Annotated in this window: 11 protein-coding genes; all 11 read left to right on the forward strand. The window is 33.5% G+C overall.

Annotation, left to right across the window (positions count from 1 at the left end):
• Positions 1-317: transposase (locus LB941_RS00005; protein WP_253358308.1), on the forward strand; the 317-nt coding region annotated here is incomplete at its 5' end.
• A 211-nt stretch (positions 318-528) separates the two neighbouring features.
• On the forward strand, positions 529-1,842 hold the full coding sequence (locus LB941_RS00010; RefSeq protein WP_253358310.1) for a PTS sugar transporter subunit IIC: 1,314 nt from the start codon (positions 529-531) through the stop codon (positions 1,840-1,842).
• Positions 1,843-1,873: 31 nt separating this feature from the next.
• Positions 1,874-3,259, forward strand: a complete 1,386-nt coding sequence (locus LB941_RS00015; RefSeq protein WP_253358313.1) for a glycoside hydrolase family 1 protein — start codon at positions 1,874-1,876, stop codon at positions 3,257-3,259.
• A 15-nt stretch (positions 3,260-3,274) separates the two neighbouring features.
• On the forward strand, positions 3,275-4,198 hold the full coding sequence (locus tag LB941_RS00020) for an ROK family protein (protein WP_253358315.1): 924 nt from the start codon (positions 3,275-3,277) through the stop codon (positions 4,196-4,198).
• Positions 4,199-4,435: 237 nt separating this feature from the next.
• A complete protein-coding gene (locus LB941_RS00025; protein ID WP_253358317.1) occupies positions 4,436-5,188 on the forward strand; it encodes a MurR/RpiR family transcriptional regulator in 753 nt (250 codons plus the stop codon).
• Between the two features lie 227 nt (positions 5,189-5,415).
• Positions 5,416-6,615 (forward strand): MFS transporter, encoded by a 1,200-nt coding sequence (locus LB941_RS00030; RefSeq protein WP_253358327.1) that lies wholly within the window; start codon positions 5,416-5,418, stop codon positions 6,613-6,615.
• 316 nt (positions 6,616-6,931) lie between these two features.
• Positions 6,932-8,308: an MFS transporter gene (locus LB941_RS00035; protein ID WP_253358329.1), complete on the forward strand. Its 1,377-nt coding sequence runs from the start codon at positions 6,932-6,934 to the stop codon at positions 8,306-8,308.
• A gap of 13 nt (positions 8,309-8,321) precedes the next feature.
• Positions 8,322-9,161 carry a Cof-type HAD-IIB family hydrolase gene (locus tag LB941_RS00040; protein WP_253358741.1) on the forward strand — a complete coding sequence of 280 codons (840 nt, stop codon included), beginning with the start codon at positions 8,322-8,324 and terminating at the stop codon, positions 9,159-9,161.
• A 338-nt stretch (positions 9,162-9,499) separates the two neighbouring features.
• Positions 9,500-10,063 (forward strand): GDSL-type esterase/lipase family protein, encoded by a 564-nt coding sequence (locus LB941_RS00045; protein WP_253358338.1) that lies wholly within the window; start codon positions 9,500-9,502, stop codon positions 10,061-10,063.
• Between the two features lie 66 nt (positions 10,064-10,129).
• Complete coding sequence (locus LB941_RS00050; protein ID WP_253358340.1) at positions 10,130-10,798, forward strand: response regulator transcription factor; 669 nt, start codon at positions 10,130-10,132, stop codon at positions 10,796-10,798.
• On the forward strand, positions 10,795-11,688 hold the full coding sequence (locus tag LB941_RS00055) for a sensor histidine kinase (RefSeq protein ID WP_253358342.1): 894 nt from the start codon (positions 10,795-10,797) through the stop codon (positions 11,686-11,688). Before LB941_RS00050 ends, LB941_RS00055 begins: the two co-directional genes overlap by 4 nt.
• The last annotated feature ends 47 nt before the right edge of the window (positions 11,689-11,735 follow it).

The following is an 11,735-nucleotide window of genomic DNA, read 5'->3' on the forward strand; positions in this document are numbered from 1 at the left end:
AATACTTTAAAGCAAAACAACGTACTTTACTTTCAGCTCCAGCGACTGGTCGGATCTATGCACAACGCAAGATTGATATTGAACCGGTTTTTGGCAGGATGAAGGCTTCTTTGCATTTCAATCGTTTCTCAGTACGGGGATTCGAAAAGGTCACCAAAGAAACCGGACTCGTTGTAATGGCATTAAACATCCTGAAATTAGTCACGCTAGGAATCAAGTTAAAAGAGCAAAATCTTAAGCAAATAGAGCGAGAAACCCAAATTCGGTTTCTCGCCCTATTTATTTGTGTAGAGACTAGTTATGTCACAGCCTCGTAATGGTTGGTGGTGACACGAAGATATCTGCAGACATTTTTGTGATTGAAATTGTAGGTAAGTCATTTGCGTGAAGTAAAGTATAGTCTATTATTTTACAATAAGTGTCAGTCGATTCGTGGGTGTTTTTATAAGACATCATTTTCTTTAAAAAATCCATAAGGGTCATCTCCTATATAATTAATATTTTGACAAATAGAAAGGTGTGTATATCATGCAATTTAATAAAATTCAAAATTTTATGGAAAGTAAAATATCACCATTTGCGACAAAGTTTGGTAATAGTAAGTTAATCAGAGCAATTTCAACTGGTTTGATGTATACGTTACCGCTAACATTAACGGCATCTATTTTTTCTATTTTTGCTAAATTCCCTATTCCTTCAGTGGACACATATTTAACAAAAATTGGAATTGTAGATAATCTAAATGCAATTATTGGCGGTACAATGAATAGTATAGCTATCTTTGTAACAGCAGCAATTGCTTATGCATATATAAAGATTTCGGATAGCAAGGATGCTAATCCATTTATTGGTGGATTATTAGCAGTAGGTATCTTTATAGCACTTCTTCCTCAAACGGTTGGAAAAACTTCCGCACTTAATATGACCTATTTAGGTAGTTCCGGTATGTTCCTTGGAATTGTTCTTGGATTAGTAACTGCCAAACTATATATTATACTATCTGGAAACAAAAAACTAATAATTAAAATGCCAGATGGTGTTCCACCAATGGTTGCAGAATCATTTAAGCCACTTTTGGTATCATTTATTCTACTATTATTAGCTTTAGTTACAAGAATAGGTATCTCATATACTCCAGCAAAAACGTTATATAGTTTAGTAAACACCTTTATTACAACACCATTAATGGCATTAGGTACGTCACCATTTGCATGGCTTGGAATTGCAATAATTGCTAATACGCTTTTCTTCTTTGGGATTCACCCAAATGCAATCAACGGAGCATTGACACCAATCTTACTAAGTATGGCACTTACAAACTTGCATGCTTATCAATTAGGTAAAGCATTACCATATAAAACAGTGATGATTGTTGATCAATTCTTGAATAACGATGCAGTCGGCAGTACACTATGTTTGTTAATTGCAATCTTTATTTTCTGTAAGAGTGAACGTTATCGTAAACTAGCTAAATTAACTGTTGTTCCTAACCTTTTCAATATTAATGAACCTGTTATTTTTGGATTGCCAATCGTATTAAATCCAGTGTTATTCATACCATTCTTCTTAAGTACAGCTATTAGTGGTTTAATTGGTTGGATTGGTGCAGTTACCGGCTTTATTTCATACTATAACCCAGCATTTGCTTTAGGTATTCCTTGGACTGTTCCTAAGTTTATTACAACATTCTTTGTTACTGGTTGGCAAGGTTTGGTATTACGAATTGTAAGTATGACAATTATGGTCTTATTATATGCTCCATTTATCAAGATGTTAGATAATAAAGAACTTGAAATTGAAGCTAAAAAAGATAAAACAGAAAAAACTGAAGTTGAAGCTTAAGTAAGACGTAAGAGAGAAAGGAAGTATGAATGTGAATAAAATATTTCCCAAAGATTTTTTATGGGGCGCTTCTACGAGTGCATATCAAGTAGAAGGTGCTTGGAATGAAGATGGAAAAGAACCTTCTATTCAAGATACAATGAAGCCATTTCCTAATACAACTGACTTTAAAGTTACGGCTGATTTCTATCATCATTATAAAGAAGATATTAAGATGTTTAAAGAATTAGGCTTAAAGGCATATCGTTTTTCTATTGCGTGGACACGTATCATTACTGCGCAAGGAAAAGTGAATCCTAAAGGTATTGCATTTTATAACAATCTTATTAATGAGTTGCTAGAAAATGGGATTGAACCTATTCCAACGGTTTTTCACTTTGACTTACCACAATCATTAGAAGAAAAAGGTGGTTGGGGTAATCGGCAAACAATTGATCGTTTTGTTGAATATTGTAAAGTATTATTTGATAATTATGCTGATCGCGTCAATTATTGGCAAACAATTAATGAGCAAAATATGTTGGTTTTTGCAGGTCGAGTATTAGGCCAAAAAAAGAAGAGCTGGAAAGAAGTTTTTCAAGGCAATCATCATATGTTAGTTGCGCAAGCAAAAGTGATGCAGTTATTCCACGAGGGAATTTATGAAGGTAAAATTGGTCCAGCTCCAAATATTTCGTGTGTGTATCCTAAAACACAAAAGCCAGAAGATGTATTAGCAGCGGAAAATATGAGTGCTTTTAGAAACTGGTTGTTTTTAGATGCAGCTGCCTATGGAATCTATAATCACCGTGCTGTTCAAATTTTGAAGTCGTTGGATGCAATGCCAGAGATAACGGATGAAGATCGAATTGTAATGCGTGAAAATACAGCTGATTTCATTGCTTTTAACTACTATAATTCAACAACAGTTGAAGCTTTTCCAATTGAAGCTGGTGCTGAAGCGAAAAAAGCAGCTGACCAACAATCTGGTTTTGCAATTCCTGGCTACTTTAAGCCTGCCAAAAATACACATCTTCAAAAGACTAAGTTTTCACAATGGTCAATTGATCCAGTTGGGCTAAGAATAACAGCTAATGAAATATATGATCGTTATCATCTACCAGTGATAATCACTGAAAATGGTTTAGGTCAAGAAGATACGTTAACATCTGATAACAAGGTTCACGACGACTATCGGATTGACTATTTAGAGCAACATATTGAACAAGTATATCTTTCTATACAAGATGGCGTAGAATTTATTGGTTATTGCCCATGGAGTGCAATCGATCTGGTAAGTACGCACGAAGGTTTTAAAAAGAGATATGGCTTTATTTATGTCAATCGTGATGAATTTGATCTTAAGGATTTAAAACGCTATAAAAAAGATAGTTTTTATTGGTATCAAAAAGTAATTGCTGATAACGGACTTAAATAGTAAGGATGACTACGCATGGATAAACATTTAGGTATTGATGTTGGGGGGACCTTCATTAAATATGGTATTGTGGATGACACAGGGAAAGTTTTGAGTTCTAGTAAGATAAAAACAGAACGAAAAAATCCAGATGCAGTTGTGGAGAGTATTAGTAATTTAATTACAGAACAAACTGCTAATCAAAAAATCGCTAAGATAGGCTTGAGTATACCGGGTGTTGTTTCTAATGACGGAACTTTATTAACCGCAGGCGCAATAGAAGGTCTAAGTGGTCACAATATTATTAATGAAGTTTATGAAAAAACCGGCAGAAAAATCAGTGTTATAAATGACGCAAATTCAAGTGCATTAGCAGAGCACTGGGTGGGAGCAGCTAAACACTATGATAACTTTGTAAGCCTTCCGCTTGGAACTGGCGTTGGTGGAGCTATTTATATAAATGGCAAACTCGTAACCGGTAGAATTGGAGCAGCTGGTGAATTTGGAATGATGCTAATGGATCGTGGAAATACAGAACCATTAGAATATGAGTCTAGCAGTTTTTATTGCGGTGCAGTTGCAGGCCTTTGTAGAATATATAGCTATAAAATAGGCAAAAAGAAGATGTCTGATTGGGAGTTAGATGTTCGTAAGATTCTTGAACTAGCAAGTGAAGGGGATAAAATCGCCCAGGAAAGTTTGACGGAGTTTTATCACAATGTCGCTGTTTTGTTGTTGAATATCTCGGTTTCTTTAGATCCAGAGCTAATTTTAATTGGTGGTGGAATAAGTGAAAATCCGATAATAATGACAGGTATCAAAAAGGCAGCAACAAAAATTTCGGAAGAATATTCTTCAATTAAAAATATCGGTTTTCCTAAAGTCGAAGCTTGTGTTACAAGAAATCAGGCAGGATTGATTGGTGCAGTCGCACATGCAATTAGACAAGCAGAACTGTAAAACTAAGTAATTTAAATTACGATGAGTTCGGGACAAAAGTCTCGGATTCTTTTTATTTTCCGCTGTTAATACTGTTCAGCTAGTCACCTTTTCTCGATAAAATTAATTATATTAATAACTTTACCAAAAATAGCATAACATTTTCTCGAAATTATTGTCAATAATCGAATAAGGTTTTGACAAAATTGCCATGACGAATTAAAGTTAACTTATTAACTATCTAATGAGGATTTTTATATGGACATTATCAAAGCTATTCAACAAAAAGCAAAAACTCTTTCTAAATCAGAATTAAAAGTGAGCGATTATATTTTAAAATACCCTGAGCATGTTGAAACATTTACAATTACTAAACTAGCAGATAGAGCAAAAACATCTACTTCAGCAGTATTACGTTTTTGTCAGTCGCTAGGTTTTAAGGGTTATAAAGATTTTAGATATGAAATGATTAGTCATTTGCGTAATAATCGCCATCATTTAAAAACAGATGATACGCAGGGAACTTTTTTAGATGAATATTCAAAATTGATCGAACAACTATATAAGTTAGATCAAACGTTAATTGAAAAGTTAGAAGAGGCCCTTAGGACGCCAACGATGAATTACCTATTAGGTGTACATTTTTCAGCATTACCAGCTAAAGAACTTTTCTTAGGTTTACAGGATTTAGGAATAGTGGCAGCATATGCAGATGATTATATTAATGCGGCACATTTAACAAACACAATGACAGATGATGATACCCTGGTTTTATTCTCCATAAGTGGAAATAAAAGTAATTTTAAACATTTCTTGGCTGCGTTAGATAATAATATGCCTCAAAATTCATTTTTAATAACGATGAATCCTAAAGCTGATTTAATAGATAGCTTTAAGCATACACTTATTTTACCGGGAAATAGTTTTTCAAATCAGTCAGTGGTTGATGCACAGGCAGTTCCAATTTTATTTGTGGAACTATTACTAAACCTGATTCATGAACATCAATAAAAAATATGTGGTGCAAATAGAGATCTTTTTAAATAAATATATAAAAAGATAGTACTTTTAAACGAATAATTGGTATGATATAAGATAGAAATAATAATAAGGTCGGTGAATAAAGTGCAAGCCTGGATAACATTGCAACATACTATTATAGAGATCCAAACACTCTAGTGAGCAGAAAAAATAAATGAGTGAAGCTAAACCTTCCTCATATCACTGGAGTGTTAAATTTGAAAATTGAATATCATAAAAATATTAAATATAGTTACTATTATAGTTTCTTTTCTTTCTTTGGAATTACCGGTTTATGGGTCATTTATTTACAAAACGCGGGATTAACGCTTTTTGAAATAGGTTTATGTGAAAGTATCTTTCATATTGCTAGTTTCTTGTTTGAGGTTCCTAGTGGCGTATTAGCAGATCGCTTTTCATATAAAACGGTTTTAGTTGCTGGAAGGATAACCGCAATTTTATCAGCAATTGTAATGTTAGTCGGTCATTCTTTAGTTGTTTTTGCACTAGGTTTTATTCTAAATGCTTTTTCATATAATCTGCAATCGGGCACAATTGATGCTTTAATGTATGATTCGCTGATTGAGGGAAAACAAACCAAATTGTACCCTAAAGTAATAAGTAAAGCAGAGATTATTTTTGAAGTGGCTGATACATCAGGGGTTGTCATTGCTGGTTTTTTCATCCATTGGCATTTTGCTTTAACATATGTAATTTTTATTTTAATGTGTGTGATGGCTTTGGTCGCTATTTTTTTGTTACAAGAACCATTAAGATCAAAAGAAATGGTAACAAAGAAAGATGTTGAATCAACAGTAACTGTTGGTGAATTGATTAAGTCATCTTGGAAAGTTTTGAAGAAGGAAAAATTATTACGTAACTTAATGGTATACCAGGCCATTTTAGATTTAATATATACGAGTTACTATTACTACTATCAATCTGTGATGAAAAGTAGTGATTTTTCAGGAATCATGATTTCAGCGATAATTTTAGGGTCTTCGGTTATTGCGGTTGGTGCGATTAGTTTGTCAACTAAAATCATGAAGCGCTATACGCAAAAGAATATTTTAGGATTCTTGTTAGTGTCACCAATTAGTCTAGTTGTATTGCTTTTTGTTAAGAAAAGTGTTTTAATGCTGGGTTTATTCATGTTATTGCGGGCATTAAGTGCTATAATAGGCCCAATTTTTAGTAGTTACTACAACGAGTTAATTGAATCTAAACAAAGAGCAACATTACTTAGTGTGGCTAGTGTCTTATTTTCAGCAACAATGATTATTTTCTTCCCACTTATTGGTTGGTTAATTGATCGAAGTAATTTTGCGATAGCTTTTGGTAGCTTAGGGCTATTTTTAACTAGCGTGTTTTTAATAATTAATTTAGGCAAGAAGCTTGGAACTAGGTTAAAGCGCTAATACAAAGTTTTAGTTAATAGAATAGTGAATTTTATAAAAGTTTTCTAAGGATACTAGTCTTTAGAAAACTTTTTTATTGCATATTCTGATTTAAAATTAAGATTATTATTTTACAAAAAAAGTTAATGGTAATTAAGAACATTCATGTTGAGATAGCGCAAAATTAGTTAGTATAGTTATTTATGATGGGTAATTTTTAAATTTCTCTAATGCTTTTAATAAAAAATATAAATATTATTTACGTTGCTGTTACACGAAAAACTAAGAAGCAATACATTTATGTTTTATGATGAAGGCCTAAAGGAGGGATTTATTGATGTTAAAAAATAATAATCCATTTTTAGTTACTGATGAAAGTAAGTTGGGAAAGTTTCATGTCAAAGCAATGCTGATTACTGGAATGGGAGTTTTATCGGATGGCTACGGCTTGTCTTCGGTTGCGGTAATTTTACCAACTATTTTAACTAGTCTTGGTGGAGAAGTTACGGGGATAACAACTTCATTTTTATCAGCAGCACCATTGATGGGAATGATTGTTGGCTCTTTGCTGTTTGGATACTTAGGCAATTCTGGGCGTAAAAAGTATTATGGAATTGATGTTATTTTAATGACAGTTGCCACTTTATTATCAGCGGTGTCAACCAATATTGGTTTTTTAATTATTACGCGTTTTGTTTTTGGGATTGGTGCAGGTGCAGACTACGTATTATCTCCAACAATTTTGGGAGAACACAGCAATGCTAAAGACCGCGGTAAATTAATGTCGGCAGGTTTTGGCCTAAGTTGGACGATGGGAGCAATTTTTGCAGTGTTAGTGGCAATGACTTGTTCAGCATTAGGGTTATCAGGTGAATTAACTTGGCGAATTACTTTAGGAATGGGTGCATTACCAGCCGCATCGGTAATATACTTACGTCGCCACTTACCCGAAACACCGCGGTTTTTGGCTCGAGTTCAAGGAAATACATTAGAAGCCGCTGAAGTAGTGGCAGCTGAGACCAACCAAGCGACAGCTAAATTAGATGTTAAACAAGATCAACAAAGTGTACGTCACTACTTGAAAGAAAAGAAAGCAGCAATTATCAAAGCATCGTTACTTTGGTTTCTAGCAGATATTGCCGGTTATTCGACAGAGCTTTATGGACCATCTTTAATCGCTAAAGGATTGGGTTTTTCATCAACATCATTTTCACTCTTAACACATGTATTGTTCTCAGTTCCTTCAGCAATTTTAGCGGTTTTTCTGATTGATTCATTAGGTCGAAATAAATTACAAGCTTTAGGAGCTTTTCTAGCTGGAATTGCCCTAATTGGATTTAGTCTTTTGGGTACTTCAGGAGTAATGGTGCAATTTATTTTATTTGGTGCATTTTCATTTTTTGATAACCTTGGACCAGGGTCAGTAGTCCAAGCCGGCATTACTGGAATTGAAATAGCTAGTACTAAGGCTCGTTCAATTGTGCAGGCAATTACAGTTACTGCTGGGCGTTGCGGTGCAATTTTAACCGCCTTTGTTTTTCCTTCATTATTTAAATATTTTGGAGAAACAGTTTCAATGTGGTTCCTGATTGCAATTTTATTTATTTTGACAATTGCCAGTATAGTATTATTACCAGAAGCCAAGAATCGTTCATTGGAGGATTGTGCGCAAGAAGTTATTAATCCAGAAGAAACATTTGCGAAAGTTAATTAGAGAGAAGGTAAGCATAATTTCAATCAAATTAGTTGCAATTGACGTTGACGGAACATTAGTGAATTCAGAAAAGAAATTAACAGCTACTGTTAAAGCAGCTATTAATGCCGCAAAACAAAAACAAATTAAAATCGTAATTTGTACGGGGCGCCCCTATAGTGGTGTTGAGTCACTATTAGAAGAATTGGGACTGCAGGAACAAGCAGAACAGTATGTTATTTGTTTTGGTGGTGCACTAGTTCAATCAACCAATGGTCAGATAATACAACTACGCCGCTTAGCAGCTGAAAGTTATCTGAAACTAGAAGCATTAACCCAGACTTTACAGTTGCATTTTCAAGCAGTTACAAGTGATCGAATTTATACTTCTAATCGCAATATTAGTCGGTATACTGTATATGAAAGTTTGATAACAAAGCAAGAGTTGGCTTATCGAACGCCTAATGAAGTGGCAAACGAAGATTTGATTAAAGCAATGATTGTTGATGAGCAACCTAAAATTGAAGCTTTAATCCAATCTGATTCAGCTTTTCTAGCTTTAAGAAATGGAATTAATTTTTGCCAAAGTTCACCTAATTATATTGAAATTAATGCTTTCGGTGTCAATAAAGGCTCAGCATTAGAAGTCTTGTGTCAATACCTAAAGCTAACACCTATTGAAGTTATGGCAATTGGTGATCAAGGTAACGATTTAAGTATGTTTAAATATGCTGGATTAAGTGTAGCTATGGGAAATGCGACTTCTGCGGCAAAAAAAGCAGCATTAATTGAAACAGATGATAACGATCATGACGGAGTAGCGACAGCAATTAAGCGTTTTTGTTTAGAAGATATGGTTAACTTGAGTGATTAGTGAATAACATGTAAGTTGTGAGATAACTAGTAAATAAGAGTTCAGGATAAATGTAAATCTTGAACTCTTTTAATTTTCGAAGATGTGGTGGTAAAGTGTGCTAAAGAGTAACTGGTTGTACTTAATCTCGTAATACCCAGCTTTAGATTGCTAGGTTTACGATGTTAATGGTTCTAGTTAGTCGTCTTTGTACTCACTTTTTCTATATTATTGGATATTCAGATTGAGTACAAAATAGTTATGGTAGTATTGTAGTTAGTTAAGGACTTGGAATACAGAAAGAGGCTGTAGTTTACATAGCAACATCGAATTTTATAAATAAAAAAGGAGTATTAGCTGTGATTCATTTAACAGGCGATAGTTTGATGGCACGATATGAGGGGTATAAGCAACCAATTATCAATGAAATACTTAAGAGATTAAATCCACAAATAGAGATAATAAACACGGCACATGCTGGAGATAATACTACCGATTTATTGGCGAGAATGGATACGGAAATTCTGAGCCATACAAACGCGGATCGGATATTTATGTTAATCGGGATCAATGATTTAGCGCTTAATAAGCAGGTAAAGTTAAAGCAATTTGAAGAAAACATTGGGAAAATAGTAGATAAGTTAAGAACAAGATATCCGACACAGCAAATATATTTTATTACATTAGCACCAGTTGATGAGAGTAAACAAGTATATCGAACGAATAAATTAGTCAAAATGTATACTTCGCAATTAAGAAAGGTCGCAATTGCCAATAATTGCCAAGTACTAGATTTATATCAGGCTTTTATTAAAAGCGAGATACCGGTAAATACGTTATTACAAGGAATACGAAATGACGGCTTGCACTTTGGTGAGGCAGGCTACGTTATCCTGGCAAAACTAATTAATGGTGTTTGTTAGTTGTTGTTAGAGCTATTGAAGATGGTATAATTATAAGTAGTAATTATTTAATAATGGTGGGTATCTATGGATAAGATTTTAATAATTGAAGATAATAATGACATGCAACAATTGTTAAAAAAGGTTTTCTCAGCTCAATATGAGACAGTAAGTGCATTTTCTGGTACAGAGGGCTTGCTGTTATTTGAGCAACAAACATTTCAGTTAATTTTGTTGGACCGGATGTTACCAGGAAAAAGTGGCGATATAGTCTTACAGGAAATCAGAAAATCTTCAGAGATTCCAGTAATTATGATAACAGCGCTAGACGATTCTAGTGAAAAAGCCCAGTTGTTGCTGGTAGGGGCAGATGATTATATTACGAAACCCTTTGATATTGATGAATTGCAGGCAAGGATAGTCGTACAATTGCGAAATCATAGTGGACAAAATATAAAGGATATATTGCAATACAAGAATTTAACTTTATTGCCGAGTGAATATGCTATTTCGAATGGAAAAGAGAAATGTATGCTTAAGAGAAAAGAATTTGATATTTTGAAATTATTATTTAACAATCCACAAATGATTTTTACGAAAGAAAAGCTATACGAAATGGTTTGGGCTGAGAAATATTACGGAGACGAAAATACCATCAATGTTCATATTAGCAATTTAAGGAAGAAACTAGCTCAATTGGATGATACGGAACAATACATTGAAACCATTTGGGGAATAGGAGTACGACTAGCATGATAACTATACTAAGCATAGCTTTGGTAGTGTTAGGAGGTATAATAGGATATTTACTCTATGTGTTATTTGATTACCGGCAAATAACTAAGCAAATATCTTTTATTAATCATGAAAGAACCAATCAACAGTTAAAATGCAACTCGCGTAACAAGAATGTAGTAGCATTAGATCAACAAATTAATCAATTATTGGATGCACAACAAAAAGTAACAAGGAAATATGTGAAGTCGCAAAATCAGCTTAACTTAGCGATTCATAATATTTCACATGATTTGAGAACACCGTTAACAGTGGCAAGTGGGTACACACAGGTTTTATTAAAAACAAATAATCTTGATAGTGATGCTAAAAAGCAACTAGCAAGTATCAATAGAAACCTTAACGCGTTGACTAAGAATTTAGATTTATTACTGTTATACAACCGTTTAATTGAAAAGCGAATAACACCAAATTTACAACAGGTTGACGTTTCAAAAATAACGCAACAAGCTATTTTAAATATTTATGATGCGTTAAAAGAAAAAGGGATATTTGTTAATTTAGATATTCAGCCACAGCTAGTTTGGTCAATGGATGAAGCTATTTTTCAAAGAATTATTCAAAATATTTTTGGTAATATATTAGACCATGGTTCAAAGCAAGCGACTATTTTTTTACGAAAAGAAGGAACGGAATTAATCTTGTTGGTTAAAAATCAGTTATTGCAGCCAATAAAGAACCCACAAAACTTGATTGATCGTTTCTACACAGAGGACTTAGCTCGAAAAACGAAAAACTCAGGGTTAGGACTCTATATTGTGGCAGAGCTAACCAAGCTATTAAACGGAAAAGTTGATATTGCTACACATGATTTAGAATTTGAAATTAAACTAGTTTTTAAAATAGTTTAAATAAGTAATTTCTACATAGTAGTTTTTACAAAAGATAACTGAAAATA

This window comes from Ligilactobacillus ubinensis (assembly GCF_024160875.1).
Lineage (GTDB): Bacteria > Bacillota > Bacilli > Lactobacillales > Lactobacillaceae > Ligilactobacillus > Ligilactobacillus ubinensis.

Bases quoted from the DNA above. Each gene is read 5' to 3' on its own strand.
- LB941_RS00010 (WP_253358310.1), top strand. From the start codon at position 529: ATGCAATTTAATAAAATTCAAAATTTTATGGAAAGTAAAATATCACCA.
- LB941_RS00025 (WP_253358317.1), top strand. From the start codon at position 4,436: ATGGACATTATCAAAGCTATTCAACAAAAAGCAAAAACTCTTTCTAAA.
- LB941_RS00035 (WP_253358329.1), top strand. From the start codon at position 6,932: ATGTTAAAAAATAATAATCCATTTTTAGTTACTGATGAAAGTAAGTTG.
- LB941_RS00020 (WP_253358315.1), top strand. From the start codon at position 3,275: ATGGATAAACATTTAGGTATTGATGTTGGGGGGACCTTCATTAAATAT.
- LB941_RS00055 (WP_253358342.1), top strand. From the start codon at position 10,795: ATGATAACTATACTAAGCATAGCTTTGGTAGTGTTAGGAGGTATAATA.
- LB941_RS00050 (WP_253358340.1), top strand. From the start codon at position 10,130: ATGGATAAGATTTTAATAATTGAAGATAATAATGACATGCAACAATTG.